Annotated in this window: 21 protein-coding genes and 5 pseudogenes; 8 read left to right on the plus strand and 18 right to left on the minus strand. The window is 67.9% G+C overall.

Annotation, left to right across the window (positions count from 1 at the left end; translation table 11 throughout):
- Positions 1-140: 140 nt before the first annotated feature.
- On the plus strand, positions 141-380 hold the full coding sequence (locus ACW4TU_RS10645; protein ID WP_457426954.1) for a hypothetical protein: 240 nt from the start codon (positions 141-143) through the stop codon (positions 378-380).
- Positions 381-434: 54 nt separating this feature from the next.
- Here the strand turns inward: ACW4TU_RS10645 and ACW4TU_RS10650 are convergent.
- Together ACW4TU_RS10650 and ACW4TU_RS10655 are read right to left on the minus strand one after the other, a co-directional pair.
- Positions 435-1482 (minus strand): annotated as a pseudogene (locus tag ACW4TU_RS10650) (citrate/2-methylcitrate synthase); the annotation flags it as partial.
- A gap of 101 nt (positions 1483-1583) precedes the next feature.
- Positions 1584-2358 (minus strand): annotated as a pseudogene (locus ACW4TU_RS10655) (IS110 family transposase).
- Between the two features lie 523 nt (positions 2359-2881).
- Here ACW4TU_RS10655 and ACW4TU_RS10660 point away from each other — a divergent pair.
- On the plus strand, positions 2882-3760 hold the full coding sequence (locus ACW4TU_RS10660) for an alpha/beta fold hydrolase (RefSeq protein ID WP_457430022.1): 879 nt from the start codon (positions 2882-2884) through the stop codon (positions 3758-3760).
- Positions 3761-4393: 633 nt separating this feature from the next.
- Here ACW4TU_RS10660 and ACW4TU_RS10665 read toward each other — a convergent pair.
- The 7 genes from ACW4TU_RS10665 to ACW4TU_RS10695 form a co-directional block, all read right to left on the minus strand.
- Complete coding sequence (locus ACW4TU_RS10665) at positions 4394-5017, minus strand: TetR/AcrR family transcriptional regulator (protein ID WP_457426956.1); 624 nt, start codon at positions 5015-5017, stop codon at positions 4394-4396.
- A 292-nt stretch (positions 5018-5309) separates the two neighbouring features.
- Positions 5310-6068 carry an SDR family oxidoreductase gene (locus ACW4TU_RS10670; protein WP_457426958.1) on the minus strand — a complete coding sequence of 253 codons (759 nt, stop codon included), beginning with the start codon at positions 6066-6068 and terminating at the stop codon, positions 5310-5312.
- Complete coding sequence (locus ACW4TU_RS10675) at positions 6065-6859, minus strand: enoyl-CoA hydratase/isomerase family protein (RefSeq protein WP_457426961.1); 795 nt, start codon at positions 6857-6859, stop codon at positions 6065-6067. The genes ACW4TU_RS10670 and ACW4TU_RS10675 overlap by 4 nt, the downstream gene beginning before the upstream one ends.
- A complete protein-coding gene (locus tag ACW4TU_RS10680) occupies positions 6856-8499 on the minus strand; it encodes an AMP-binding protein (protein WP_457426963.1) in 1644 nt (547 codons plus the stop codon). Before ACW4TU_RS10680 ends, ACW4TU_RS10675 begins: the two co-directional genes overlap by 4 nt.
- Complete coding sequence (locus tag ACW4TU_RS10685; RefSeq protein WP_457426965.1) at positions 8496-10244, minus strand: CocE/NonD family hydrolase; 1749 nt, start codon at positions 10242-10244, stop codon at positions 8496-8498. Before ACW4TU_RS10685 ends, ACW4TU_RS10680 begins: the two co-directional genes overlap by 4 nt.
- A gap of 834 nt (positions 10245-11078) precedes the next feature.
- Entirely contained in the window at positions 11079-11804 is a 726-nt protein-coding gene (locus tag ACW4TU_RS10690) for an NADPH-dependent F420 reductase (RefSeq protein WP_457426967.1), read from the minus strand.
- Between the two features lie 220 nt (positions 11805-12024).
- A complete protein-coding gene (locus ACW4TU_RS10695; protein WP_457426969.1) occupies positions 12025-13137 on the minus strand; it encodes an alkene reductase in 1113 nt (370 codons plus the stop codon).
- 108 nt (positions 13138-13245) lie between these two features.
- On the opposite strand from ACW4TU_RS10695, the gene ACW4TU_RS10700 reads away from it, so the two are divergent.
- On the plus strand, positions 13246-13464 hold the full coding sequence (locus ACW4TU_RS10700) for a hypothetical protein (RefSeq protein WP_457426971.1): 219 nt from the start codon (positions 13246-13248) through the stop codon (positions 13462-13464).
- 584 nt (positions 13465-14048) lie between these two features.
- On the opposite strand, the gene ACW4TU_RS10705 is transcribed toward ACW4TU_RS10700, so the two are convergent.
- Entirely contained in the window at positions 14049-14402 is a 354-nt protein-coding gene (locus ACW4TU_RS10705) for an ArsR/SmtB family transcription factor (RefSeq protein WP_457426973.1), read from the minus strand.
- A gap of 150 nt (positions 14403-14552) precedes the next feature.
- Here ACW4TU_RS10705 and ACW4TU_RS10710 point away from each other — a divergent pair, with 150 nt between their 5' ends.
- Together ACW4TU_RS10710 and ACW4TU_RS10715 are read left to right on the plus strand one after the other, a co-directional pair.
- Positions 14553-15596, plus strand: coding sequence for an NAD(P)-dependent alcohol dehydrogenase (locus ACW4TU_RS10710; RefSeq protein ID WP_457426975.1), 1044 nt, complete (start codon positions 14553-14555; stop codon positions 15594-15596).
- Between the two features lie 63 nt (positions 15597-15659).
- Positions 15660-17006 carry an aldehyde dehydrogenase family protein gene (locus ACW4TU_RS10715; RefSeq protein WP_457426977.1) on the plus strand — a complete coding sequence of 449 codons (1347 nt, stop codon included), beginning with the start codon at positions 15660-15662 and terminating at the stop codon, positions 17004-17006.
- Here ACW4TU_RS10715 and ACW4TU_RS10720 read toward each other — a convergent pair.
- From ACW4TU_RS10720 to ACW4TU_RS10740, 5 genes and pseudogenes are all read right to left on the minus strand, one after another.
- A pseudogene (locus tag ACW4TU_RS10720) lies at positions 16999-17476 on the minus strand (DNA polymerase III subunit alpha); the annotation flags it as partial. The gene ACW4TU_RS10715 and the pseudogene ACW4TU_RS10720 sit on opposite strands and share 8 nt — an antisense overlap.
- Positions 17477-17482: 6 nt before the next feature.
- A complete protein-coding gene (locus tag ACW4TU_RS10725; RefSeq protein ID WP_457426979.1) occupies positions 17483-17929 on the minus strand; it encodes an ester cyclase in 447 nt (148 codons plus the stop codon).
- A 377-nt stretch (positions 17930-18306) separates the two neighbouring features.
- Positions 18307-19404: an NmrA family NAD(P)-binding protein gene (locus ACW4TU_RS10730; RefSeq protein ID WP_457426981.1), complete on the minus strand. Its 1098-nt coding sequence runs from the start codon at positions 19402-19404 to the stop codon at positions 18307-18309.
- A gap of 591 nt (positions 19405-19995) precedes the next feature.
- Complete coding sequence (locus ACW4TU_RS10735; RefSeq protein ID WP_457426983.1) at positions 19996-20874, minus strand: alpha/beta fold hydrolase; 879 nt, start codon at positions 20872-20874, stop codon at positions 19996-19998.
- Between the two features lie 98 nt (positions 20875-20972).
- Entirely contained in the window at positions 20973-21674 is a 702-nt protein-coding gene (locus ACW4TU_RS10740; RefSeq protein WP_457426985.1) for an SDR family oxidoreductase, read from the minus strand.
- 247 nt (positions 21675-21921) lie between these two features.
- Between ACW4TU_RS10740 and ACW4TU_RS10745 the strand changes: the two are divergent.
- A pseudogene (locus ACW4TU_RS10745) lies at positions 21922-22140 on the plus strand (3-hydroxyacyl-CoA dehydrogenase); the annotation flags it as partial.
- 81 nt (positions 22141-22221) lie between these two features.
- The gene (locus tag ACW4TU_RS10750; RefSeq protein WP_457426987.1) at positions 22222-22572 is read left to right on the plus strand and encodes a hypothetical protein; all 351 of its coding nucleotides are present in this window, start codon (positions 22222-22224) and stop codon (positions 22570-22572) included.
- A gap of 25 nt (positions 22573-22597) precedes the next feature.
- Here ACW4TU_RS10750 and ACW4TU_RS10755 read toward each other — a convergent pair whose 3' ends face one another.
- Positions 22598-23167, minus strand: a complete 570-nt coding sequence (locus ACW4TU_RS10755) for a TetR/AcrR family transcriptional regulator (RefSeq protein ID WP_457426989.1) — start codon at positions 23165-23167, stop codon at positions 22598-22600.
- Between the two features lie 827 nt (positions 23168-23994).
- A complete protein-coding gene (locus tag ACW4TU_RS10760; RefSeq protein WP_457426991.1) occupies positions 23995-25494 on the minus strand; it encodes an MFS transporter in 1500 nt (499 codons plus the stop codon).
- Between the two features lie 253 nt (positions 25495-25747).
- Between ACW4TU_RS10760 and ACW4TU_RS10765 the strand changes: the two are divergent.
- Positions 25748-26096, plus strand: a pseudogene (locus ACW4TU_RS10765) (transposase); the annotation flags it as partial.
- A 167-nt stretch (positions 26097-26263) separates the two neighbouring features.
- Here ACW4TU_RS10765 and ACW4TU_RS10770 read toward each other — a convergent pair.
- The gene (locus tag ACW4TU_RS10770; RefSeq protein WP_457426993.1) at positions 26264-26635 is read right to left on the minus strand and encodes a DUF1330 domain-containing protein; all 372 of its coding nucleotides are present in this window, start codon (positions 26633-26635) and stop codon (positions 26264-26266) included.
- Positions 26636-26698 lie beyond the last annotated feature (63 nt).

The following is a 26698-nucleotide window of genomic DNA, read 5'->3' on the forward strand; positions in this document are numbered from 1 at the left end:
TCACGCCTGATCGTGTCGAGCAATTCCACAAGACCGTTGCTCACACCGCCGGATGGACGAGCGCACCCCACAGGGCCGCCTTCGCACCCAGCAGCCGTCGTGCGCAAGCTCTTCAGCCGTGAGACCAGAGGGAATCAACAGTGAGTCAGATCATCCGTCGGATCGGTGCATCTCCGCGCGCTCGGGGCAGCGTGAGTGGAGCCAACTGCCCCGACATCTTCGAATTGACCGACGGAAACTTCGCAGTCATCGGCACGGACGCTACAGAGACGCTGGACCCCGGCCTCCCCTCCGACGCCTCGCGCGCCGACTACGAGCGCATCGTCGTCATCACTCGCGAGACCCTCGTTCGAGCCAAGGCCGATATTCCTGATGCCTGAACCCGTCCCAGGATGGCCTGGCATCGCTCCACGCGGTGCCGGGCCGTCGGCATGTCAGGCGACTCCCGGCACCGCCACCGGCGGCACAGGCCCCACATACCGCGCAGCCGGCCGAATGATCTTCGAGTCCTCCGCCTGTTCCAGGATGTCGGCGCTCCAGCCCACCACACGGGCCGCCGCGAACGTCGGCGTGAACATCTCGCGCGGCAGGCCGCACAGTTCCATGACCACGCCCGCGTAGAACGCGACGTTCGTGTGCAGTTCGCGGCCGGGCTTCAGTTCGGCGAGGATCGCCTCCACCCGTCGTCCGACCCCGACCGCCAGATCGACCAGCGGGCCGCCGAACTGCTGGGCGATGCCCCGGAGCATGCGGGAGCGGGGGTCCTCGGTGCGGTAGACCGGGTGGCCGAAGCCCATGATGCGGTCACCGGCGAGAACGCGTTCGCGGATCCAGGTGTCGATGCGGTCCGGTGTGCCGATCGCGTCCAGGGTGTCCAGCGCAACGCTCGGGGCGCCGCCGTGCAACGGGCCCGACAGTGCTCCGACCGCTCCCACGAGACAGGCCGCCACGTCCGCCCCTGTCGACGTGATGACCCGCGCCGTGAAGGTTGACGCATTGAATCCGTGGTCAATGGTTGAGATCAAGTATTGCTCGATCGCCCTGGCGTGCAGCGGGTCCGGCTCCGACCCCGTCAACATGTACAGGTTTCGCCGCGTACGGGAGGTCGTCCCGCGGCTCCACCGGATGAAGGCCCCGGCCCAGCCGATGCAGGGCCGTCAGTACGGTCGGCACGGACGCCGAGGCGACCAGGGCGTCCGCCCGCCGCTCCTCCGCGTCGATGTCGTACACGGGACGGAAACCCTTCGCCGCACCGAGCAGCGACAGCGCCGTGCGCATGCCGCCCAGCGGTCCGGACCGGCCGCTCGCCGCCGCGATCGCCGGCAGCGCCGCCCTGACCTCATCGGGCAGCCGCCGCAGCGCCGCGGTCTGCGCGGTGAAGGCGGCGAGACGGTGCGCGTCCGGCAGCTCACCGTGGACCAGGAGGTGCCAGACATCCTCGAAGCCGCGGGTCCCCGCGAGCTCGACGGCGGAGTACTTTCGTCATTGTTGATTCGCTCGGCCGACCCCCGTTCCCGCACCGGACCGCACTGGGGTCCTGTCAGCGAACAACGTCAGAGACAACGACAAGTTCGGCATCCACGTCATGTATGGGGCGTCGGGCACGGCCAGATCGGAGCACGGGTCACGACATGCCGCACCTGAAGCCGATCCAACGCGGACGCCCCGCACGGCCAGGTCATCTTCACCGTGTACAAGATGAAGCGGCTCGGCCGCGACGCCGCCGAACTCACCGCCCTGGCGGACCGCCTCACCACCCGCGGCCTGGTCCTGGAGATGCCTGCCGGGACCGCCCGGCATCTACGACCTAGGCCACCGAGCATGATGATCGAGGTGAGCAGTCCGCGCAGCCGGTTGGAGGTGCGGGTGGCGTCCTGGACGAGGTCGTCGTCGTAGCCCAGGACCATGGTCAGTTCGGCCCGCACGCTCTCGTCGGCTTCGATGCTGTGCAGCAGGTGGGGCATGGTGCGGGCGGCATCGGCGATGACGTAGGCGTCGCGGGCGTCGGTCTTGCCGGTGCCGGGATGACAGTCGGCGCATGGGACAGGCCGGGCAGGTGGGCCACCTTGCATCCGCCGGCGCGGGCCACGCCACCGCCAAGGTCCCCACGGACGCGGGCTGGTCGACCACGACCAGGACTTTCCCCCGGCGGCCCAGGCGTGGGAACAACTCCCGCAGCTGGGGCTCGCCGTTGGGCAGCGGCTTGTCGAACACCGTACGGCCGTCGGCCAGCAGAGCCGTGCCGTGATGGGCGGATTTACCCACATCCAGGGCGCAGAACACATCGATCGAGGTAAAGTCGTTTCTGGTCACCGGGCTTTCCCTCCCCGGAGTCACCACCGGTGGCCCGCCCGGCACCGGAGATCGGCAGCCACATTACGCAGCCCTGCCTGTCGACTGACACCCTTCCATCAGCGACCATCCGGTGCCGCCAGGATGACGACAGCACCCCCCGGATCATCAAGGACAGGGGCAACGAGTCATACCGGTCCCGAAGGCCACGAGCCCGAACCGGGCTCTACAACGAAGGTAATGGGCACCCTGCCGGGGACTCACTCCGCCGACCACCCCTCTCCCCCGCGGGCGCGACGATCACGGCGGTGGTTCGATCACCGTGTACGTGGAAAACCTGACCAGCACCCTCTTCGGCGGCGAAGGCATACGCTGCCATCAGCCGGCCGCCCTACACCTCACCCACCCCGACCATGCCGAAACGTCCCTCCGACACGGTCGGGGAAGCCGGTCTCAAATCCCTACTCGGCGGCCCGACTCGGCTGATGCCACCCTTGGACTTGCGATCGGAAACCGATCGGTTTACTGTACTGGAAACCGATCGGTTTCCGAGCCTGTGGAGGTAGCCATGACCGCATCGAAGAACAAGATGCCCAGCCACGAGTCCCGTCCCACGATTCACATTCCGGGGACCACCAGCCACACCATCGCCCCACGCGCAGAACGCCACAGCCGCGAGGGAACGCTGCGCTACCTCAAGGCTGGCACCGGGGCTCCCGTGATCCTGTTGCACACCGTGCGCACGCAGGCCGAGCACTTCCGCCACCTCATCCCGCTGATCGCGGACCACTACACCGTGTACGCCCTCGACCTGCCGGGGATGGGCTACTCCGAGATCGTGCCCGGCGCCTCGTACGACGAGCCGGCCATGCGCGCGGGTGTCGAGCGGCTCCTGACCGAACTCGACCTCCACGACGTGACCCTGGTCGGGGAGTCCATGGGGGCGGTGCTCGCCCTGACCGCCGCGGCCGACCTGCCCGAGCGGGTCCGGCGCGTCGTCGCGGTGAACACCTACGACTTCCCCGGCGGGATCGCCCGCTCCAGCCTTCTCGCCCGTGTGGTGGTCAGCGGTGTCCTCACTCCAGGAGTGGGCCCGGTGGTCGCCGGGGTGGAGCCCAAGCCCGTCGTCCGCCGGATCCTGCAGGGCGGGCTGGTCGACAAGACCGCGCTGCGGGAGGACTACCTCGACGAACTCCTCCAGGTGGGCGGCCGCCCCGGCTACTCGACCGTCGCCCGGGGCGTGTACCAGAGCCTGCCCAGCCTCGTCGCCGCCCGCTCGCGCTACCCCGAGGTCAAGGCACCCGTCCACCTCGTCTACGGGGAGAACGACTGGTCCCGGCCCTCGGACCGCGAGGCCAACAAGAAGCTGCTGCCCGCCGCCGCCTTCACTCAAGTGCCGAAGGCCGGCCACTTCATCGCCCTGGAACGACCCGACGTGCTGGCCGACCTGCTGACCGCGCTGGCGTGACTGCCCCGAGAGCCCTGTAGCCACCCCCGTTCGGGTGTAGCGCATGACCGGGACCGGTTCGACCATGTCGCGTGACAGCGTCGCGGCATGCAAAGGAGCGGCACATGGCAGAGATGCAGATCGAGTTCGATGTTCCGGCGGAGATGCGTGACGGCACGGTGCTGTGCGCCGATGTCTACCGGCCCGTGGGCGTGGGACCGTGGCCGGTGCTGCTGATGCGGCTGCCGTTACGGCAAGCAGATGCCCCTTCTGCCCGCGGCGTTCAATCCCCTGGCGGCGGCCCGGCACGGGTTCATGGTGGTCATCCAGGACACCCGTCGCCGGTTCGCCTCCGGAAGGGGAGCGGGAGCCGTGGACGTACGAGGAGAGCGACGGGTACGACACCGTGCGGTGGGCCGCCGCCCTGCCCGGCTCGAACGGCTCGGTCGGGGACGGCGAGGCGAGGTTGAGCCGGACCGTGCACTCGCCCTCGGTCTCGACGGAGGCGATCGAGAGGGAGTCGTCTCGGCCGCAGTGGTGATGGCCTCGCTGAGCGCTCACAGCTGTTCGGGACCGTCTGACCTTTGACGCAGAGAGGTGCCGTTCCTCGGACACTTCCCGGTGTCGGCGGCGGAAGTCCTCGTGGGCACGAGACTAGGCCGCCGACAAGCCGTCGAGGAGGAGGTCGCCGAGCTGGGAGAACGCGTCCCCGGCGGTCAGCCCGGTGCGTTCGAGCAGGGTCCCGGACTGCACGGCATCAATGGTGACTGCCACGACCTGGGCGGCGAAATGCCCGTTGAGCGCGCGGAAAACCCCGGTCTGCACGCCCTCCTCGATCAGTTCGTGGACCCGTTGCGCGGCGGCGGCGGAGTTCTCGCGGTAGATCTGTGCGGTCGGTTCGTAACCGACCATGTCGTCGTAGAAGGCGTGGGAATGCCGGCGCATGGCCGTGCCGACGCCGACGAGGTAGACGTGGATGCGCTGCCTGGGGTCGGGCTCGGCCTGGACAGCCTGTTCGATCTCGGCCGTCGCCTCCCGGAAGAAGGCGCGGGTGACCGCCAGGACCAGCTGTTCCTTCGTGGAGGCGAGGCTGTACAGCGTCGCCTTGGAGCACTCCAATCGCTGGGCGAGCTCGTCCATGGTCACCGCGGTGAAGCCTTCGGCCAGGATGATCGCCTCGGCCTGGCGCAGCAGCTCGTCCCGCCGACGTGTGTCGACGACCCGCCTGCGCGCCGTTCGGCGCGGGCGTCGGTCACGCGAGTCAGTTTGGGCCGTCACCACAACAGTCTCCCAGGAGCGTCCCCACCGGAAGCGGGGAGTGATTGTCCAGGCCGCCGGAAAGTCGACCCTGGCTAGCGGGTACCAGCGTACCGTCTAACGTACCCACAGTGAGCCCCCGTGAGTGACGTTCAGGCAAGGGTGCCGGAACTGTTCGGGACGCGTCTCCTGGTCCGATCCGGCCGGCGTCTCGGTGATCAGGGCGTTGTCAGTACGGCCCGGTCAGCGTGGCTGGGCCGGACAACGACGAATCGATGCAGTGGATGAGCACCTGCTCGCCCCTGGCTCGCGGTTACCGGATGGAGGATCCGATGGAGATGCCGCCGTCCACGTCGAGGACGATGCCGGTGATGTAGCCGGCGGCTTCGCTGGCGAGGAAGGCCGCGGCTTCGGCGATGTCCTCGGGCCTGCCGGTGTGGCGCATGGGGATCTTGTTGGTGAGTTTGTCGCGTGCGGGGCCGTTCATGGAGGCGAGCATGGGTGTGTCGATGAGGCCGGGGGCGATGGCGTTGGCGGTGATGCCGTGGCGGGCGCCTTCCAGCGCGAGGGTGCGGGTCATGCCGACGATGCCGGCCTTGGCGGCCACATAGTTGGTCTGGCCGAAGTTCCCGCGCCAGGACATGGACGAGAAGCTGACGATACGTCCGTAGCCCTGACGTTTCATGGGGCCGAACGCGGCGCGGGCGCAGTGGAAGCCGCCGGTGAGGCTGACGCCGATGACCGCGTGCCAGTCGTCGTCGGTGATGTCCTCGACGCGATTGTCGCGGATGATGCCGGCGTTGTTGACCAGCACGTCGAGGCGGCCGAGATCGGCGGTGACGCCGGTGATCCAGGCGTTGACCTGGGCGGAGTCGGTCACATCTACCACGTCGGTGCGGAGTTTCGCGTCGTGGGCGTTGGCGATTGTCTCGACGGCGTCGGTGAGGGCCTGTTCGTTGACGTCGGCCAGCGCGACGGTGGCGCCCTCGGCGGCGAAGCGGGTCGCCATGGCGAGGCCAAGGCCTTGTGCGGCGCCGGTGATGGCGACGACCCGTCCGTGGTAGCGATTCACTTGGTGTCTGCTTTCGTGGTCCGGGGTGCGAGGAAGGCCCGCAGGGCGTCGGCCACTGAGCTTGCCGTCCAGTTGTCGGCGAAGGTGGCAAGTTCCTCGCGCAGGGCGTGCTCGGGGGCGAGGCCGTCGATGCGGTGCAGGAGTGTCTTGAGCCGTTGCTGGGCGGGGCTGTTGCGGTCGGCCAGTTGGTGGCAGACGCGGGTGGCGGTGTCGTGGAGGTCGGCCTCGGGCACGATCGCGTGGATCCAGCCGGTGTTCGCGAAGGCAGTCGCGGGCAGCAGTTCGCCGGTGAGCAGGAGCCAGCGAGACAGTCCGCGTCCGACCGCACCGGGCAGCCGGACGCTTGACCCGCCGGCCGGTACCAGCCGCTGCTTGACGTGGCCGTCGCCGATGAGGGTGGTGTCGGCGGCGATGACGACATCGCAGGCCAGGGCGAGTTCGAGGCCGCCGGCGACGGCGTGACCGTGCAGGACGGCGACCCATGGTTTTGGGCTGGCCGCGATGCGGCTGAAGCAGGCCGATACGTCGGCCAGGAAGCCGACCGGGTTGTCGCCCTGCTCGTGCAGCTGGAGGAACTGGTGGAAGTCCCCGCCGGCACAGAAACTCGGCCCCCTGCCTGCCACGGCGATGACCGCAGTGCCGGGGTCGGCCTCGGCGCTGGTGATCTGCCTGTCCAGGGCCTCGATGAGGGTGACGTCGAGGGCGTTGCGCCGCTCGGGGCGGTTGAGCAGCAGCCATCGGACGGTGCCGCGTTGTTCGACGAGCAAGGGCTCGGTGTCGGTGTCGGTCACGGTGTCTCTCGGCTGGAAAGTTCAGTGCGTCGGCTGTTGCGCAGCAGGTAGCGCTGGGTCTTGCCGCTGGGGGTTTTGGGCAGGGCGTCGATGAAGTGGATGGTGCGCGGGTAGGCGTGGGCGGCGTAGCGGGTCTTGACCAACTGCTGGAGTTCGGTGGCCAGTTCGGGTGAGGCGTCGTGGTCGTCGCGCAGGACGACGTACGCCTCGATGACCTCGCCGCGGACCTCGTCGGGTGCGCCGATGACGCTGCACTCGGCGATCGCGGGGTGCTGGGTGAGGACGCTCTCGATCTCGAACGGCCCGATCCGGTAGCCGGCCATGATGATGACGTCGTCGTCGCGGGAGGAGAAGAAGAAGTCGCCGTCGGCGTCGATGCGTCCGGCGTCGCCCGTGAGGTACCAGCGGCCGTCGGCGGTGAACTTGGCGTCGCTCTGCCCTGGGATCTGGTAGCCGCTGAAGGTCATCAGCGGGCTGGCGGCGACGTCGATCGCGACCCGGCCGAGCACGCCTGGCCCGGCGGGCTCGTCCTTCTCGTCGGCCAGGACCGTGAGGCTCCAGCCGGGCACCGGGCGGCCCATCGATCCGGCCTTGAGGGGGCGGGCTAGTTCGGGGTGGTGGTGGTTGGCCAAGGGCATGCCGACCTCGGTCTGGCCGAAGTGGTCGTGCACGGCCAGGCCGAGCGCGGCGCCGGCCCACTCGTTGACCTCGGGAGTCAGGGGCTCACCCGCGCTGGACGCCCGTTCCAGGCGCAGGCCCTGGGGCACCGGCACGGTCGAGGAGCGCAGCCCCCGGTACACGGTCGGGGCGGCGGCGAAGTCGGTGACCTGGTGGTCGAGGAGGGTGCGCCAGGTGGTCTCCGGGGAGAACCCGCCGGACAGCAGCAGGCTGGGGATGCCGGCGGCCATCGGGGCGACGATCGCGGCGTACAGCCCGTAGGCCCAGCCGGGGTCGGCGGCGCACCAGTAGCTGCTGTCACCGGTGACGCCGAGGCCGTACTCCAGGTAGACCTGCCATCCGGCGATGTAGGAGACGGGGTGGATGACCCCTTTGGGCTTGCCGGTGGTGCCGGAGGTGAACATGTGCACCAGCGGTCCGTCCCCGCTGGTGGTGACGGCGGGCACCGGTTCCGGGGACGCGGCGGTGACGAGGTCGGCCAGCAGGGTGTCACCGGGGGAGGCTGCCGCTCCGGTGACGACGACGCGGCGCTGGGGGTCGTCCGGCATGTCGGGGCCCGGGTCGAGTTTGTGGCGCTGGTCCGGGTCGACGACCACGACGTGCGCACCCGAACCTTCCAGGCGCAGGGCGATGGCCTGGGGCGCGAACGCGGTGAACAACGGGACGTAGACCGCACCCAGCCGCCAGATCGCCAGAATGACCGTGACCAGGTCGGTGCTCTTGCCCATCAGGGCCGCCACCCTGTCCCCCGGACCGACGCCAAGGCCTTGCAGCGCCCGGGCACAGCGGTGCGAGTCCGAAGCGAGCTCGCCGTAAGACAGCGTGGAAGCTCCACCCGCCCCGTCGACCACGGTGAACGCGACGCGGTCGGCCGGGTGTTGGTCGCACAACAGCCAGGCCGCGTCCACGGAAGGGGCCGCGAAGGTCGCGGTCAGTTCGGCGACCCGGTCGGCGGCGCTCATCGCTGGTCCTTCCGGTCGATGACCGGCAGGACCAGACGGCTGGGGTGGTTCGGTCCGTGATGGATGTGGTTGACGGCGGGGATCATCTGCTCCTCGCTCTCGCGGGCGATGACGCCGCCGGTGTTGGTGTTGCGGTCGTAGCGGGGGAAGTTGCTGCTGGAGACGTCCACACGGATGCGGTGACCGGGCAGGAACACATTCGAGGTGGCCGTCATGTCGACGGTGATCTCGTAGACCGTGCCGGGCTCCATCAACTCCTCCGTGGCCAGGCCGCCTCGATAGCGGGCGCGCAGGATCCCGTCGCACAGGTTGATCGCTTTGCCGTCGGGGAAGACGTCGACGAGCTTGGCGGTGAAGTCGGTGTCCACCGCCGAGGAGGAGACGAACAGGGTCAGGCTGACCGGACCGGTGACCTCGACAGGCTCCTCCAGCACGGGGCCGGCGAAGCACAGGACGTCCTCACGGCCGGCGACGGTCCGCTGGTCGACCGGGCCGCAGAGTTCCAGGGTCACCGGCATGGATGCTCCGCCGGCGGTGGGGACCGGGCGGCGCGGGTCGTAGAGGTAGGTGTCGTGCCCGGCGCCGGTAGGCGGTTCGGTCGTCAACGTGCCGTCGCCGCCGGCTGTGTTGGCGTGGCCGGTGCTGCTGAGGTGGAAGTCGGTCCACTGCGTGTCGGGCAGCGGCCACTCCTGCTCGTCGCGCCACTGGTCGATGCCCATCACGAAGATCTTCACCGGTGCCACGTCGTCCAGAGCGGTGGTGTCGTCGCGGAGCCAGCGGTCGAAGAACTTCACATGCAGGCCGGTCAGGCCCAGCATCTGCGCACTGGCCAGCGGGCCGAAGGAGCGGTCGGGATAGACGCCGGTCGATGACATGTGATCCCACGGACCGATGATCAGCCGCTGCCCCTCACGTGCCTGCGCACTGCCCGCCTGCCTGCGGGCAGTGGTGTAGGTGCGCACGGTCTGCCCGATGTACAGGTCGTACCAGCCACCGATGTTGAGCGCCGGGGCCGTGACGTTCTTGAGCTCGGGCGTGAGCTCCATGGCGTCCCAGTACCCGTCGTGGGACGGGTGGGCCATCCAGTCGTCCCACCACTTCCCGTACTCCGCCAGGACCGGAACCTCACCCGTCGGCAGCACCTCGTTCAGCGGCTCCGGGAACAGGAACGCCTGACCGAGCTGCTGCAGCTGCGACACGGAGCCCTCGCCGGCCGCCAGGGACCGCTGCGCGTCGGCCGCGTACATCATGGCGTTCCACACCGTGACCAGGCTCAGTGACAGCGCACCGCCCGCGGAGAACCAGGGCGCCTCATAGTTGTCGATCGAGGTGAAGGCCGGCGCGATCGCCTTGAGCGCGGGAGTACCGGTCACGGCGGTCTCCCACTGGACCATCCCCAGGTAGGACGCCCCGTACATGCCCACCGTGCCGTCCGACCACGGCTGGTCAGTGATCCAGGCGACGGTGTCCTCACCGTCGGCCCGGTCGGCCATATGAGGAACGAACTCGCCCTCCGAGCGGTGGGTGCCCCGGCAGTCCTGCACCACCACGGCGTAACCAGCCTCCAGCAAAGCGGGGAGATTGGGCAGGATTCCCCCCAAAGTGATGCCCATCACGTCCTTGCCGTACGGCATGCGCACCAGCAGTGTCGGCCCTTGCCCCTCGGCCGGATGCCACACGTTGGCGGCCAGGGCCACGCCGTCACGCATCGGAACCCGGACATCTATGTCGTATACGTGCTGCATCGACGCTCCTCATTGAGCTGACGGTGTTGCTGCGGGTGCGGGTACGTTAGGAGATACTCTCGTACCCTGTCAATTACCAAGATGCCTTGCGACCGACCACCGGTGCGGGCTCCTCCGCCCGGCACCGGCGGCAGATCGCCCAACGACGGGAACCACCCGGCGGAACCTCAGGGGGAAGTTGTGACGGTGGGTGGCAACACGCCAGGTCGAGATATCAACGGTGGCCGCTGGACCCTTGGTCGTAGGCATGGGAGTTCTCCAGCACCGGGTCTCGGTGTGCCTGCTTTGGCGACTGCGCGGATGGCCGCACAGTGGCCCGCCGGCAGTAGCCGGACGAGAAGCGCCGAAAAAGGGTGACGACCCACCAGACCGTTTGCATCTCGGTGCACCGTGGGCCACATTCACGCAGGTCAGACACAGCGTCCGCAGGGTGACTGCCTGAAAGCCCAGGACACCCGGCCAGCGCAGACACTTCAAGTGGACCGACTGGTCGCAACAGTCTGACCTGCGAAAAGCGCCGACCAAGAGAGCATGTGCGTTTTGGCATCAGCGCGAAATCCCTGACCCGCATTCATGCAGGTCAGAACTTGATCCGGATGGTCCTCGCGCAGTGCAGTGCCACGCCATCGAGTGAGGCCAGGCCGTTGGTCGTGAGCATGCCGAGCCAGTCAGGCGATGCGGGGCATCACGGACGTCGAGCATGGCGGCACACTTGCGCACCAGGTCATGCGCTTCCACGGTGCGCCCCGGCGGGCAGCGGCGTCGCGGTCAGCACGGGATATCAGTTGCTTCGCGCGGAGCCACGACAGTGGTGCGTACTGGTTGCACGCGGGCTCAGATGACGCGGTCGGCCACCCGTACCCGCTCGGCTGCCTGGAGCGCGGTTCGCAGCTCGGCGGCGGGAACGGGGCGGCCAGGCGCTGTGAAAATCTGTGTATCGGGCGTAGAGGGATCGGCAAGGTAGAGGCGGGTGTAGGCGGTGGCATCGGGTTCGAAGCGCCAGCTCTGCGCGAGCGAGCCGGTGTCGATGGTGTCGAATCCCAGTCGGTTGATCAGCGTCGCCGCGTCGGTTTTCGCGCCGGCGTCGTCACCGGCGATCGGCAGTGCGGTGCGGTCGGCGGCCGCCGGGTTCTCCGAGGGGCGGGCCAGCTGGGGGATGTGGTGAGCCAGGATGCTGTTGAACGCCTTGACCAGCCGGGCTCCCTCGAAGTGCCGGTGGACCAGCTCACTGGTGGTGACCTTGTCATCGTCGAGCTCGGCGATCCGGCCGTCGCGGGACGGGTAGTAGTTGCTGGTGTCCAGCACTGTCTTGCCCGCGAGCAGTGCGGCCGGGACGGCGGTGTGCGCAGTGAGCGGTACAGACAGCAGGACGAGGTCACCAGCCTGGGCCGCCTGCTCGACCGTGCCGGCCGTGGCCAGCGGGCCCAGCTCGGCGATGAGGCCGGCGAGGCTCTGCGGGCCTCGGGAGTTGGACACCACGACGGGGATGCCTGCCGCGACCGCGAGGCGCGCGACGGCGGCGCCGATGTTTCCGCTTCCGATGATGCCGAGGGTGGTCATGTCTACTCCTGCTTTGGATTGAGGGAGGGGGGCCATGTCGTGCAGTGGTCACGGCGGCGCCGGCACCGATACCGCTCCGGAACCGGCCTTTACCGGCGCGGAGACCAGACCTGAAGACCCGGCCGGCCGTCGAACCGGAAACACGGGGACCTGTCCAGCGAGGGCGGCGAACTCGTCCGAAGTGGCGGGCCGCAGCATGGACAGGCGCAACCGTGAGTCCTCAGTTCGCCTGGAGGTAGGGGTAATCGGTGTAGCCCTCTGCGCCGGATACGTAGAACAGTTCCGGCCGCGGCTCGTTCTCCGGGTGGCCACCCTGCCAGCGCTCGACCAGGTCGGGGTTGGCGATGATGGCCCGGCCCACGACTACGGCGTCGGCGTGGTCGGCCTCGATCCGCTGTATCGCGTCCTCGCGGGTGGTCTGCCCTCCGAGAAAGCCGCTGTTGACGAGCAGCTTGCCGTCGAAGCGCTGCCGCAGCTCCTGGACCAGCTCGCCGCCCGGCTCGGTGTGCAGTACGGAGAGGTAGGCCAGGCCCAGCGGGCGCAGCTGGTCCACCAAAGTGCCGTAGGTGGCCAGGACGTCGTCCCGGTCGGTCTCGAAGACGTCCGCGAGGCTGATCTCCGGCGAGATCCGCAGCCCGACCCGCTCGGCACCCACGGCCTCGGCGACCGCCGTGACCACCTCGACGACGAAGCGAGCCCGGTTCTGCGGCGAGCCGCCGTATTCATCGGTGCGCTGGTTGGCCGCCGGGGAGAGGAACTGGTGGAGCAGGTAGCCGTTGGCGCCGTGGATCTCCACGCCGTCCGCTCCCGCCTCGACGGCCCGGCGAGCCGCGGCGACGAAGTCCGCCAGGGCCGCCTGGGCCTCTGCGGTGGTCATCGCTTCCGGTACGGGGTAGGGCTGCTCGCCCTTCCCCGTGAACGTCTTGCCGTCGATGGCGATCGCGCTGGGGGCGAGAACGCGACGGCCGCCGTTGACGTCGGGGTGTGCGGCGCGGCCGGCGTGCATGATCTGCAGGACGATGCGGCCGCCCTCGGCGTGCACCGCCTCAAACACCCGCTGCCAGCCGGCCGCCTGCTCGTCGGTGGCGATACCCGGCGCGCCGACCCATCCCTGCGACGCGTGGTCGGGGTAGGTGCCCTCGGTGATGATCATTCCGACGCTCGCCCGCTGCCGGTAGTACTCGACCATCAGGTCCCCGGGGATGCCGGAGGAACCGGCCCGGACCCGCGTCAGCGGTGCCATGACGATGCGGTTGGCGAGCTCGATCTTCCCGAGGGTGACCGGGGAGAAGAGTGACGGAACAGGGGAAATTTCTGAGGTGTTGACGGGCATGGGTGTCCTTCTGCAATGCGGTGGAGAGCGGGGGGAAGGCCATTCCGGTCCTTCACTGTAGCCCATGTACGCATCAACGCGAACATGGGTCACTATTACCCTTCCCTCATGGCCAGCCGTACCGCATCTCCGCTCGTTCACCCCGACCCGGACGACTTCGACCTCTTCAAGGTCATGAGTGCACTGACCGACGAGACGCGGCTCGCCATCGTCGTCGGACTCGCCGCCTCACCCGGCCTGGCCTGCAGCGTCTTCAGGCAGGACGTCACCGTCCTCAAGGAGGGCGCCGCCCGCGTGACACCCCGCGCGGACACCGACAGCGCCTGACGCTTCGAGGCGCCCCTGCGTGGACGCGATCAGGACGGCCCGGCGACCGGCGGACACATCCCGAACCGGTGCCGATCCGGCCTTCCGTAGCGGCTGGACCCAGCTTTCTGGAAACGTATCCCGGTCTGTGTGCCGAAGCGGGCCGGCCTGGATCGCCGGTTTGGAAAACCGCGTCTCCTTGGGTCAACCATGAGGCTTATCACCTAAGGCTTGCCCGCCCGGACAGTGTGGGCAGGTTTCCGCGGGAGCCTGATGCTGAGCCGACTGCACAGAATCCTGGCCCGGCGCATCGCCCGTCGGCCTGGTGGACCTCGCAAACCGTACGGCCCACAGGCGGGAGCGAGGCGGTGACGGGCAGCCCCAAGGAGGTTCCCTAGCGGCCTGGCCCCACCGTCGATACGGCGGGCGTAGGTGGTGCGCCACCGCCTCGGTGGCGGCCAGTCATACGAGTTCCGGCGAAGCGCGGCGTCAATACGACGCCGAGCGGTGCAGCCGGCGGGCCCGTCTCCCGCCGGCGGGTCTGCGGGATGTGTCCGCCGGTCGCCGGGCCGTCCCGTCCGGGTCCGGGCCGGGCTGCACGGGTGTCAGGCGCTGTCGGTGTCCGCGCGGGGTGTCACGCGGGCGGCGCCCTCCTTGAGGACGAGGTCGATCAGTCCGGGGAACCGCTGGTCCAGTTCTTCCTTGCGCAGGGTGTTGAAGCGACGGGTGCCGACGTCGTGCTGCCGGATGACGCCGGCCTCGCGCAGGACGCGGAAGTGGCGGGTCAGCACGGAGGCGGTGACGTCCTGCCTGAAGACACTGCAGGCCAGGCCGGGTGAGGCGGCGAGTCCGACGACGATGGCGAGCCGCGTCTCGTCGGTCAGTGCACTCATGACCTTGAAGAGGTCGAAGTCGTCCGGGTCGGGGTGAACGAGCGGAGATGCGGTACGGCTGGCCATGAGGGAAGGGTAACGCCCCCTTCATGTTCGTGTTCACGCGAACATGCGTTACGGTGAAGGAGCAGGCCCGGCCGGAAGAAGGCCGCCGGGCGTGCCCCTCCCCCTCCCCCTCCCCCTCCCCCTCCCCCTCCCTGCAAGGAGAACCACGGCATGACCACTGTCGCCGCGTACGCAGCCCCTGCCGCCAAGGCTCCGTTGGAGCGCACCACCATCGAACGTCGCGCGGTCCGGGAGCACGACGTACTGATCGACATCAAGTTCACCGGTGTCTGTCACACCGACGTCAGCCAGGCCCGCGAGGGCTGGGGCAAGGCCATCTTCCCGATGGTCCCGGGCCACGAGATCGCAGGCGTCGTCTCCGAGGTCGGCCCCGGCGTCACCAAGTACAAGGTTGGCGACCGTGTGGGCGTCGGCTGCCTGGTCGACTCCTGCCGCGAGTGCGACAACTGCAAGGCCGGCCTTGAACAGATGTGCACCAACGGCGGTATGACCCCCACGTACGGCGCCATCGGCCGTGACGGCGAAGTCACATACGGCGGCTACTCGCAGAAGGTCGTCGTCGACGAGAACTACGTCGTGCGCATCCCCGACGGCCTCTCCCTCGACGTGGCCGCGCCGCTGCTGTGCGCCGGCATCACCATGTACTCCCCGCTGAAGCAGTGGGGTGTGGGCCCCGGCAAGAAGGTCGCCATCCTCGGCCTCGGCGGTCTCGGCCACATGGGCGTCAAGATCGCACACGCGCTCGGCGCGGAGGTCACCGTCCTGTCGCAGTCTCTGCGCAAGAAGGACGACGGCCTGCGCCTGGGCGCCGACCACTACTACGCCACCGGCGACCCGGCCACCTTCCAGGAACTGGCCGGCACCTTCGACCTCATCTTCTCCACCGTCTCGGCGCCGCTGAACTTCGACGCCTACCTCAGCCTGCTCAAGATGCCCGGTGCGCTGGTGAACGTCGGTGTCCCCGAGGAGGCGATCTCCCTCAACCTCTTCTCCCTCATCTACGGCAACAAGACCCTCGCCGGTTCAGCGATGGGCGGCATCGCCGAGACCCAGGAAATGCTCGACTTCTGTGCCGAGCACGGCCTCGGCGCGGAGATCGAACTCGTCGCCGCGTCCGAGATCAACGAGGCGTTCACGCGGATGGAAGCCAGCGACGTGCGCTACCGGTTCGTGATCGACAACGCGACCATCTGAGACCCACCGCACCCACCGCACCCGCTTTGACATGTGACTTACATCAAGAACGGAGCACACCCCATGACCGCAACAAAGGCGAACGAGTCCAGGACGCGCCAGAGCGAACCGGCTGCGGAGGTCGTCGGCCGCCTTCGCGCGACGTTCAACACCGGCGTCACCCGCGGACTGGACTGGCGCGTCAACCAGCTGCAGCGGCTGCGGGCGATGCTGGTCGAAAACGAGAAGGAGCTGCTAGAAGCGCTCTGGGCGGACCTGAGGAAGAACGCCACCGACGCGAAGATGGCGGAGATCGACCTCACCGTCGGTCACATCGACGAGACGCTGGCGAGCCTCGAGAACTGGCTTCAGCCCCGCCCTGTGGAGGTTCCTGCCCTCTTCGGTCCCACGACAACGGCTCACACCAAGTACGACCCGCTCGGGGTCGTCCTGGTGATCGGCACGTGGAACTTCCCGGTGCACCTCCTCATCGATCCCATCATCGGCGCACTGGCCGCCGGAAACGCCGTGGTGGCCAAGCCGAGCGAGATCTCGGTGCGCACCTCGGCGGTGCTTTCCCGCCTCCTGCGCCAGTACTTCGACGCCGCCGTCCTCACCGTGGTCGAGGGAGGCGCCGAGGAGACCACGGCCCTCCTGGCCCAACGCTTCGACCACATCTTCTACACCGGCAACGGCACGGTCGGCCGGATCGTCATGGCCGCGGCAGCCAAGAACCTCACACCCGTCACGCTTGAACTCGGGGGCAAGTGTCCGATCTTCGTGGCGCCCGACGCCGACGTGGACGAGGCTGCGAAGCGGCTGGTCGGAGGCAAGTTCTTCAACGCGGGACAGTCGTGCGGAGCAGTGGACTACGTTCTGGCTGATTCGGCCACCGCTGCCGCGCTGGTTCCCGCCCTCCGCAAGGCGCTCGAAGCCCAGTTCGGCTCCACACCGCAGACCGCACCCGACTACGGCCGGATCGTCAACCAGCGGCATTTCGACCGGCTCACCCGTCTGCTGGACTCCGGCCAGGTGGCGGTGGGAGGCCAGCACGACCGTGACGACCTGTACATCGCACCGACGGTCCTCACCGACGTCGACCCCGCATCACCGGTCATGAAGGAGGAGATCTTCGGTCCGATCCTCCCCATCATCGAAGTCGCCGACCTCGACGCCGCCATCGACTTCATCAACGAACGCGACAAGCCGCTCGCGCTCTACGCCCTCACCACTTCCGAGGCCACCAAGTCACGCCTGGTGAACGAGACGTCCTCCGGCGGCCTCGCCTCGGGGCAGCCGGGGACGCACGTGCTCCTGCCTGGCCTGCCTTTCGGTGGCGTCGGCGAAAGCGGAATGGGCCGCTACCACGGTCTGTACTCCCTCGAGGCGTTCAGCCACCTCAAGGCTGTCGTGGACGTGCCGCTCAGCTAGCGAGGCGCCGCAGGTCCACCGAGCGGCTCCCCGCAGGGCTGAAGATCACTCCACGGGTGGAGGTGGGCACCGGCCGTCCCGTCGGGCAAGGCCCGCTCGGCGGGCGCCGCGCGGTGCTGCGCGGGCCCGGCGCGGCCGAGGAGCGTGAGGGCCGCCTCGGGCGCCAAGTCCCGGCGGGCCGCGGCGACTTCTTCGAGGTCCCAGACCGCCTGGCCGACCACGGTGCGGCGGTTACCGCTGCGCTCGATGGTGCCACGCAGCAGCAGCCCTGAATGGAAGGTCTTCTGCGCGCGCTCCGCGTGGCTGTCCTCGAAGAAGGCCAAGTCGATCATGCCCGAGCCGTCCTGCAGCGTCACGGAGATCACGCGCTTGCCGGACGGGATCGGCGGGGTATGGGTGGCAGCGCGCACACCGGCGACGAAGACCGGCTGACCAGCGTGCAGCGACTGCAGATGCTTGGCGTCGTTGGAACGCCTTCACTGCGCGCCTCGGTCCCTCACGAAGCCGTAGAGAGCTGCGGGCAACACGGCTGGACTTGACACAGAATCGACGTGGTAGATCTCGGTGATCTTGCCGTCCATCACGCGGACGATGTCGGTGCCCTTGATGTCGACCGGGTTACCGCTGGCGGGGAACCCGAAGGCGTCTCCCGTGTGGGTCCCGGTCACCCGCCAGTGCAGGACCGCCCAGCCATCGGCAAGCTCCTGCTGGAACAGGATCCGGTGCTGCGTGCCGGTGAATCCGTCACGGACCGTGGCGATCAGCGCTCGCATGCCGTCGATGCCCGAGGCGGCGTCACCAGCGGGGTTGTGGTCGATCACATCCGGGGCGAACACCTCGTCCGCCCCGGCGCCGTCGCCGGTGTCGTACAGCTCAAGATTGCGCGCGGCGACCGGTAACGCGGTGCTCGTGGCCGAGCGCATCAATCTCGCTTGAGGTACTGGCCGTGCTGATCGCAGTCATGAGGTCCTCCATGGTCTGTGGTGCGGGCTGCCCCGGCTACAGTTCCGCAGCCGAACCAGTTACTTCAATTGAACTAATGGAGCGAGCGCGAGTGACCCGGAACACTCTCCTACCGGGGTGCCCGATCGCCTGGTTCCTGACCACGCCGGGCCAGCCCGGGCGACGCAGATCGTGCGGGAACTGAACTGCTGATCGGCCCGAAAACGCTTCACCGAACTGCGGTCTGCACCACCGGCCGGCAGCTCGCAGCCTGCTCACCGAGGGCCGTGCGCGGTTATTCAAATCGTCGCGCAGCGGATACCAAGCCGCCGTTCGATCTCCCGTTTACGACTTGTGCTTACAACTTGCCCGTCCTGAAATCTGCGCTGCTCTTGAGGACGGCGGAGTCCATGTTCCAGTTCTCTGGCTGGACCCTCTCCCAGAGGCTTCCCTTACCGAGTTCCCTTCCCAACTGGTCTTCGCGACGGAACCACTCCTCAGCGCTTCTGATCCTGTTGGGGTGGATTTCGTCGAGCAGGGCATAGTCCCTGGTGATGATTCCGTGCTTCCACACGTTCCAGAAGCCCGTGAAATTGTCGCGGAAGCTCATGGTGCTCTTGTCGTTGGGATCGGCGTTGTATCCGGCAGGGTGATCAGCGATCCCCTCCAGATCCGGACTGTTCCAGTATGTTTCCAGATCGGTGTCGATGTACTGCGCCGGATGTCCGGTGACCTTCTCGAACGCGGCGGCCATTTCGGTGTAGGTCATGTGCTCGATGGCGACTTCGAGGTCCATGCCGTTGGCCCGTTCCGGATGGTCGAAGAGCCAGCGGACATAGAATCCGCAGTCTTCGAGAGCCACATGCGGAACGGCGCCCTCGCCGAGCGGGACTCGCCACGTGACAACACCGTCCTCGATGGCGGGTTGCATGGGTGTGAGTGGCGAGATCACCATCTCGATGTAGGGACCCGACGTAAAGACCGCTGCCCCCATCCGGTCCCTGTTCTTTTCGTTCTGGAACAGTACCCATTCGGCCATGCGACCCTTGCCGTCATAGTGGCCGGTGCGGAACCTGGAGTCGTAGCCTGATTTCTTGAGGGCGTAGTCGAGGTTTCCGTAGACGAAGAACTTGATTCCTTCTTCGATCGCTATCTCGTAACTGCGGAAGGCCCAGTAGGTCTCGGTCTTCTCACCGGTGTTGAACCCGTCGATGTTGATGAACGCCCCGTCACAGCCGCGAAATCCTTCGCGCAGCACGTCCTCGTCGGCGAATGACCCTTCGAGGATGGAGACGTTGCCGAGCGCGAGGAGAGCCTGGGCCCGGGCAGAGGTGGCGTCCCGTGTGAGGACCCGGACGGAGTACTTCTTGTCGGCGACGAGAGCACGAACGATGGGCATCCCTTGAGCCCCCGTGCCGCCTACTACGAAGATGGTCGAGGTGGCATGAGAAGACATGATCTTTGACTCCGAGGTTGAGTATGGACGCGCTCAGCGCACGCTGTTGCCGGCGCGTTCGGGGCTGATTCCTACAACAACTTGGCGATCAAGGGCACCGGCTGGCTGACGCCGCGCGGGCGTGGGCCACGGGACAGCGGAAACCAATCGGTTTCCAGCACGGTACACCGATCGGTTTCTAGCGGCAAGCGCCCGTATCCAGATCTTGGCCATCGCCTGGCGCGGAGGCACCTGTGCGCTCGGAGAGAGGACCAACCGCGGACTACCAGGAGGCCAGGGCCAGTTCAAGGATGAGGAAGTTGGGGATCGTGAAGTCGGGTTGGAGACTGGCCGCAAGGTCGATCGGGCCGACACGCATCCGGTGGCCCCGTGGGGCGAGCACGTCGCCTTCGCCACGGCCGACCCTGCCATCGGGCCTGACACAGAGCCCGCGCTCCCCCGTCACCTGCCTCACTAACACGCCGCTTGCGAAGGAGCTGTACGACCTGCGGCATTCGGCGCCGTCCGATGGTATGGCCCAGTTCCGTGTCATGTTCCGGGTCAATGACCGGAGGGGCCCGTCGACCGCGCGCTCCATTCAGGCCGTCGCGGTCACGCGACCGCGTTCAGCAGGTCGGCCACCACCTCCGGGTTCTCCAGTGCGATGAAGTGGTCTGCTCCCGGTACCTGTATGAAGTCGGCGGCGGGCAGCAGCTGCTTGTTGGCTTCCCGGTCCGAGGGCCGCGACCAGTCGTTCTCCCCATAGACGAGATGGACGGGGGCCTTGACCTCGGGGTAGCGCGAGCGGGCCGCGATGAGGCTGGGCATGTTCCGGTACAGAGCGCGGGCAACGGCCGGGAAGCCGGGACGCCTGCCTGACTGGAGAAGCTCGTCCAGGTAGTCCTCCCGAAAAGCGGCCTTGTCACCCACGCCGCCCTGCAGGATTCTGCGAAGAATGGGCTTGGGCTCCTGGCTGGCGATCACGGGACCCACCCCCGGAGCGATGATCCCGCCGACCACCACACGGGCGAGGAGACCGGAGCGGGCGATTCCATCGCGGTAGTCGTACGGGTTCACCGCGACGACGCGCCGTACCCGCTCCGGGAGATCGGCCGCGGTGGTCAGGGCGAGCACCCCGCCCAACGACTCCCCGACCAACGTCACGTCGTGGAGGTCGAGTTCGGTGAGGAGCCGTTCGACGCCCGCGCGCAGCGCCGGCTCTTCGTACGACGCACCGGGCACGATCTCCGAATAGCCCATCCCCGGCAGATCGAGGGCGTACACGGTGTACTGATCCGCGATCAGCGGGATGAGGTGGCGGAAGTGCTCGGCCTGCGTGCGCAGAGTGTGCAGCAGGACCAGGGGAGCACCGGTGCCCGCTTTGAGGTAGCGCAGGGTGCCCTCGCGGCTGCGGCTTCCTGCGCGCGGGGCGATGGTGTGGCTGGTGGTCCCCGGAATGTGAATCGTGGGACGTGACTCCTGGTCGGACATGTCGCCGTTTCCTTCTGGGTGAACTGCGTATGGGTGATGCGGATACGGTCGGGCAGGCGGGGTGGGGCGCGGCCACAACCCTCACCGTGGTCTGCGGCCTACTTGGCCAGCTGGGTGTACAGGTCGGCCAGGTCGCCGGCGAGGCCTGCTTTGACCTGCCGTGAGATGTCGTCGGCGAGCACCTCGTACGCTCCCGTCTCGACGCCGTCGAGGGCGAGTGCGGCGACGTCACGGGGGTCGGACTTGGGGGCGTCGACGCCGGCCGCCAGGTCGGTGTCGACGTAGCCGACATGCAGTCCGGTGACGGTGATGCCGCGTGGCTCAAGCTCCAGGCGCAGGGAGTTGCTCTGTGACCACAGGGCGGCCTTGGAGGCGCTGTAGGAGCCGCCGAGCGCCAGCCAGGACAGCACGGAGTGCACGTTGAGGAGGTGGCCGCCGCCGTTGCGCTCGATGACCGGCACGAAGGCCCGGGTGAGCAGCAGCGGGCCGTAGAAGTTGGTCTCGAACTCGCGGCGCACGTCGTCGACCGGAGAGTCCAGGAAGGACGCGCCGACCGCGGCACCCGCGTTGTTGATCAGCACGGTGACATCGTCCGCCTGCGCGGCGGCCGCCGCCACGGAGGTCGGGTCGGTGACCTCCAGCGCCACCGGGACCGCGTCCGGGTGCGTCACGCTGCGCGGGTCGCGGGCCGTGGCGTACACCTTGCCGGCCCCACGCGCATAGAGCTCCTCCACCAGGGCCTTGCCTATCCCGCGGCTGCCGCCGGTGACGAAGACGTTCGCGCCCTTGAGTGCAGTCATGACGTACTCCAAAGTGGAAAGAGGCGGGAAACTGATCGGTTTCCCGTACAGTAAACCGATCAGTTTCATGACGCAAGTCAAAGCAGGAACTGCTTCCCGGGTGCCCCCACCGGCCGGACTCGGGTAGATGTGCGATCACGTTCGGCCGCCGCAGCGTCAGACGGTCAACCGGTGAGCAGTGCGCCTTGGGGTGCGGGACTCGATGCCGCAGAGTTGCGCTGACGCATCGCCATCACCCCAGCACCTCATCCGCGTGGTCTCCATCGCACCAGGCCTCTTCGACACCCCGCTCATGGCAGGACTGCCCCAGGAGGCCCGTGACTCCCTCGGGCGACAGGTCCCTCACCCCACGCGCCTCGCCGATCCGGCCGAGTTCGCCGCCCTGGCGCGACACATCGTCGAGAACCCCATGCTCAACGGCGAGGTCATCCGCCTCGACGGCGCCATCCGCATGGCACCGCGCTGACCGACGAGACGGGCACGGGGCGCCGTCGAGGCGGATGCTTCGCAGCCGGGCCGTGAAGACGTTTTCCCCGGCCTGCCTCGAATGATGCAGAGCGCAAAGGCCGTGCGGCAGTCGGTTCGGTGGGCCTTGCCGCTGGCCTGCCAGCGGACTCTGACCAAGCCGGCCTCTGCCGCTCGCGCCTACAACCAGCCGATCTCGACGCACCCCGAAACGCTCCTGATGCAGATGCGGGGATACGCGATCGTGACGGCCGCCGAGGCGCAGGGCGATGACCTGATCGGTGAACTCGTCCGGGCCGGCTGGATGAGGATCTGGGAGGCCATGCGCCTGTCGCTCGGCGCCGATAGCGAAGAGATCGCGAGCTTCTTCGCCTGCGGCATGCTCGGCAACGCCCTTGCGGCCATTGGGCTTCCCCTGAGCACCGGACAGTAAGGGAGCGTTCCGGAAACGCGATGCGTCAGCGCATGCCTGCCGTGTCGAGCAGGGTGGTCACTGTGGGCGCGATGAGCCCCGGCAGTTTGTCGGCACCGATTCCCGCGCGGGCGCTGGCGCCGTCGAAGACCAGGATCAGCTGCCGGGCCAGCAGGTCGGGATCACTCGCGCCACCTTTCTCGGCCTCGGCACGGAGGAAACCTGCCAGGTTCGCCTTGATCCGGTGGGCCACCCGGCTTGCGGGGTGGCTCTGATCCTTGAGTTCAACCTGGACAGCCAGGTACCGGCAGCCTCGGAACTCGGGCGCACCCGACTGCGACTCCAATTGCTCGAAGACATACAGGATCCGCTCGCGGGGTGAACGGCCGTCGTCCGCCGGGGGCAGGAGCCCGGCCACGAAGGCGGCGGCGCGTTCCTCCAGGCTTGCTGCCAGCAGTTCATCCTTGCTCTCGAACAGCTGGTACATGGAGCGCTTCGACACTCCGGCTGCCTTGCACAGGGCGTCGATGCCGATGCCGACACCATCTCGGTAGGTGAGCGTGGCCGCTGCCTCCAGCAGCCGCTCTCTGGTACTTGGCTTCACTACGGTGGTCATACTGCGAGGTTAACTCGACGCGGACGAAATGAAAACCGATCGGTTTTGCCGCTTTGCCAGGGCTACCGTGGCACCGCCCACCGCGAGCGGGCATGTCAGTAGGGTTCCGCTACGCCGGGCTGCGCTCTTCTCGGGCTTCGCCTCGGCGGGGTCGCGTCGCGGCCCCTGGCGGCCGGGACCAGCCCGTCACTCCCGAAGCGGAAGAGTGTGGCCGCGATGAGGCCGACGACCATCCTCACCCAGCCCCGGTCCAGGCCCGCGCCACCTGGGCGCTATTGCAGAGGATCGAGCGAACACCGCCGGTGATCCGCCGCAGCGGCTCGGACTCCGTGAGGAAGCGCAGCAGACGGGCAGCAACTTGAGCGAGTGGTGGCACCGACCGCCGGACAGCGCATCGCGACACAGAACGACGTGACCACCAACATGCCGGGGCTTGCCGAACACGGCAAGGAGGTCAGCGCACCGATCCTGGAGACCGCGATGGCGCACGCCGAGTACAGCGGCAGCAGAACGCAGAACGCAGGAGGCAGGAGGCAGGAGGCAGGAGGCAGCCACCCTATGAGGCCTACCGCACCCGGCATGACCAGCGTGCCCATCAGCTGCGTAAATTCACACATCTCGGATCCGAGGCCGTGTTGACGGACAGTGCCCGCTACTTGCGATGATCAGATTCCTCAAGACGGATCGCGGGGGCAGAGGTGGGGCCATCTCGGAGACGCCCCGTCCTCCTTCGCCGATCTGCGCCTGGAGGGCACCAGTCATCGCAGGCAACAAGACATTTCCCAGTGCCACTTGTTGTGATCACTGCGCTCCTCGTCGGATCGGACTCAGTGGGCGATGACGGGCTCGCCCTCTGATGGCGCCAGAGCCTTGTTCGGCATCAGGAACGCGGTGAGTACCGCGCCGACCACGAAGATCCCGGCGCCCCACGCCAGGGTGGCCGTGTAGCTCTCGACCCCGGCCTGGGCCGCGGTCAGCGCGCCGGGCTGGTGCGAGGACAGGTAGTCGGTCGCGGCCGATGAGGCAACGGTTGTGAGAAGTGCCGTGCTGATCGAGCCGCCCACCTGCTGGCTGGTGTTGATCAGCGCCGAGGCGACGCCCGCGTCCTCGTGGTGCACGCCCGCGGTCGCACCCTGGAACGCGGTGGTCATCACCGCACCGATACCGAGGCCCAGCAGGATCATGCCCGGCATGATGTCGGCGACATAGGCGCTGTCCAGCGTGAGCCGGGTCAGCAGAGCCATGCCGGACGCGGAGACCAGGAAGCCGGCGCTGACCACGATCTTCGGGCCGACCCTGGGCAGCAGCAGCGAAGGCACCGTGGTCGACGAGGCGACGATGCCGCCGACCATCGGCAGGAACGCCAGACCGGCCTCGATCGGCGAGTAGCCGATGCTGGCCTCCAGGTAGTAGGTCAGGAACAGGAAGATCGAGAACATCCCCATGCCCAGGACGAACACGGCCAGGAACGAACCGCCTCGGGTCCGGTCCAGCACGACGCGCAGCGGCAGCAGCGGATGCGCGACCCTGAGCTCCAGCCAGACGAACACCGCGAGCAGCACCACGCCGCTGATCATGGAGCCAAGGGCGACCGGGTCGGTCCAACTGGTGGATTCGACGTGCGCGAACCCGTAGACGATGCCGAACAGCGCGGCGCTCACCACGACTGCGCCCGGAATGTCGATCTTGGGTCGCGCGGTGACCACGGGCTTGGCCAGCAACAACAGCGCACCGGCCAGCGCGACGCCCGCGAAGACGACGTTGACGTACATCACCCAGCGCCATGACGCCCATTCGGTGAGCATGCCGCCGAGCAGGAGTCCGACTGCGGCGCCCGCACCGGACAACGCACTGAAGATGCCGAAGGCTTTCGGCCTTTCGGCCGGGTCGGTGAAGGTCACGCTGAGCAGTGAGAGCGCCGCGGGTGCAAGCAGCGCGGCGAAGAGTCCCTGGGCCACGCGTGCCGCGACGAGTATGTCGAAGCTGGTGGCCGCGCCGCCGACGACGGATGCGGCCGCGAAACCGATCAGGCCGGTCACGAAGGTCGTACGCCGGCCGAACAGGTCACCGAGTCGGCCCCCGAGCAGCAGCAGACTGCCGAACGCCAGGGCGTACCCCGTGATGACCCACTGCCGGCTGCCGTCACTGAAACCGAGGTCATGCTGCGCTTCGGGCAGCGCGATGTTCACGACGGTCGCATCGAGCGTGACCATGAGCTGTGCCACGCCAAGCACGACGAGCACCCACCAGCGCACGGCATGTGAGCCGCGGCGGCCCGGGTCTGTTTTCCCGGAAGCGGGTGCCCCACGGTCGAAGGTGGTAGTCATGTTTTCCCTTTGCTGCTGGTCATGGGCTGCAGACTGGCCGGAAACCGATCTGTTTCCACATAGGAAAACAGATCGGTTTCAATGACGCAAGCGAACGAGGTGTCTCTGACCCGTGAGCAACCAGAGAGCACCGACGCCCGCGCCTGCCGCCGGTGTTGTCTCGACGCCTGACCGGCTGCTCGACATCCGCGCAGCCGTTCCACGAACAGAGCGACCGCATCCGCGTCGACATGCCGTGCCGCGCCGCTGGGGCGTCGCCGCCCTGGAACTGCGTCACCGCCGGCGCGCCCGCGCCAAAGACGGCATCTGCGCCGCCCGCGCCACCGGCCTGCACAACTTCCCGCTCCACGACATGGCGCAGAACCAGATCTGACTGGAGAGCATCCAGATCGCCCTGGACCAGCTCGCCTGAATGCCGATGCTCGCCCTGACCGGCAAGCCTCGCCTGTCGCAACCGCGCCAAGCTCCGCCTGCGGCTGTTCTCCACCGCCGCCCGGCGGGTCACCACCGGCCGCCGCCGCACCCTCCGCCTCGCCCACCACTGGCCATGGAGCAGTGTGAGCAACGAGACCCTGGCCCAGCTCGAAGCCCTGCCGAACCCCAGCCGGCCAGCACGTTCCCTCCCCTGCGAACAGCACAACCCCACCGGAGCCGTGGAACCCGGCGGGCACCCGGCGCGGCAGCCGGGCCCTCACGCTGCCCGCCCATCAGCCCAACAAGCCGAAACGGCTCGCCAGTTCAACTGGCGAGCCGTCACGAAATGCTGAGGTCAAGGCTTGAGCACCGCCAGTACGTCATCGAGCGAAACGCTGGCGGGGTCACTCATATCGGAACCATCGAACGTCTGCCAGACATAGGACGCCGTCCCGTTCTCCCGCAGCGGATGCAAGTCGGCCAAGTCCGGATCGTCCCGGAAGCTGTTGAACGCCTCTTCGGACTCCCATTCAACAAGAAACAGAACCTGCCGCGGTGCGAGGTCACCGGCTACGCTGTCCCGGAATCGGCCAAACGCCACAATTCGGCCACCATACTTCGGAGCCACTTCGGGCAGACGGCTGAAATACGCAAGGTACTTCTCCACGTCGACCACGTCAAACATATTCAGGGCGTAAAACTTCTTGTTCTGCGGATTCTCACTCATGCCAATACTCTCTTCGGTCTCAGAAAACTGGTGTTTGCCGCTCTAGGCGGGCACTGGGCTGGC

This window comes from Streptomyces kryoterrae (genome assembly GCF_054072135.1).

Coding starts and splice junctions, on each gene's coding strand:
- ACW4TU_RS10705 (WP_457426973.1), bottom strand. CDS start 14,402: ATGGCCAGCCGTACCGCATCTCCGCTCGTTCACCCCGACCCGGACGAC.
- ACW4TU_RS10695 (WP_457426969.1), bottom strand. CDS start 13,137: ATGCCCGTCAACACCTCAGAAATTTCCCCTGTTCCGTCACTCTTCTCC.
- ACW4TU_RS10685 (WP_457426965.1), bottom strand. CDS start 10,244: ATGCAGCACGTATACGACATAGATGTCCGGGTTCCGATGCGTGACGGC.
- ACW4TU_RS10700 (WP_457426971.1), top strand. CDS start 13,246: ATGGCCAGCCGTACCGCATCTCCGCTCGTTCACCCCGACCCGGACGAC.
- ACW4TU_RS10690 (WP_457426967.1), bottom strand. CDS start 11,804: ATGACCACCCTCGGCATCATCGGAAGCGGAAACATCGGCGCCGCCGTC.
- ACW4TU_RS10710 (WP_457426975.1), top strand. CDS start 14,553: ATGACCACTGTCGCCGCGTACGCAGCCCCTGCCGCCAAGGCTCCGTTG.
- ACW4TU_RS10760 (WP_457426991.1), bottom strand. CDS start 25,494: ATGACTACCACCTTCGACCGTGGGGCACCCGCTTCCGGGAAAACAGAC.
- ACW4TU_RS10735 (WP_457426983.1), bottom strand. CDS start 20,874: ATGTCCGACCAGGAGTCACGTCCCACGATTCACATTCCGGGGACCACC.
- ACW4TU_RS10740 (WP_457426985.1), bottom strand. CDS start 21,674: ATGACTGCACTCAAGGGCGCGAACGTCTTCGTCACCGGCGGCAGCCGC.
- ACW4TU_RS10770 (WP_457426993.1), bottom strand. CDS start 26,635: ATGAGTGAGAATCCGCAGAACAAGAAGTTTTACGCCCTGAATATGTTT.
- ACW4TU_RS10660 (WP_457430022.1), top strand. CDS start 2,882: ATGCCCAGCCACGAGTCCCGTCCCACGATTCACATTCCGGGGACCACC.
- ACW4TU_RS10680 (WP_457426963.1), bottom strand. CDS start 8,499: ATGAGCGCCGCCGACCGGGTCGCCGAACTGACCGCGACCTTCGCGGCC.
- ACW4TU_RS10750 (WP_457426987.1), top strand. CDS start 22,222: ATGATGCAGAGCGCAAAGGCCGTGCGGCAGTCGGTTCGGTGGGCCTTG.
- ACW4TU_RS10725 (WP_457426979.1), bottom strand. CDS start 17,929: ATGCGCTCGGCCACGAGCACCGCGTTACCGGTCGCCGCGCGCAATCTT.
- ACW4TU_RS10715 (WP_457426977.1), top strand. CDS start 15,660: ATGACCGCAACAAAGGCGAACGAGTCCAGGACGCGCCAGAGCGAACCG.
- ACW4TU_RS10730 (WP_457426981.1), bottom strand. CDS start 19,404: ATGTCTTCTCATGCCACCTCGACCATCTTCGTAGTAGGCGGCACGGGG.
- ACW4TU_RS10755 (WP_457426989.1), bottom strand. CDS start 23,167: ATGACCACCGTAGTGAAGCCAAGTACCAGAGAGCGGCTGCTGGAGGCA.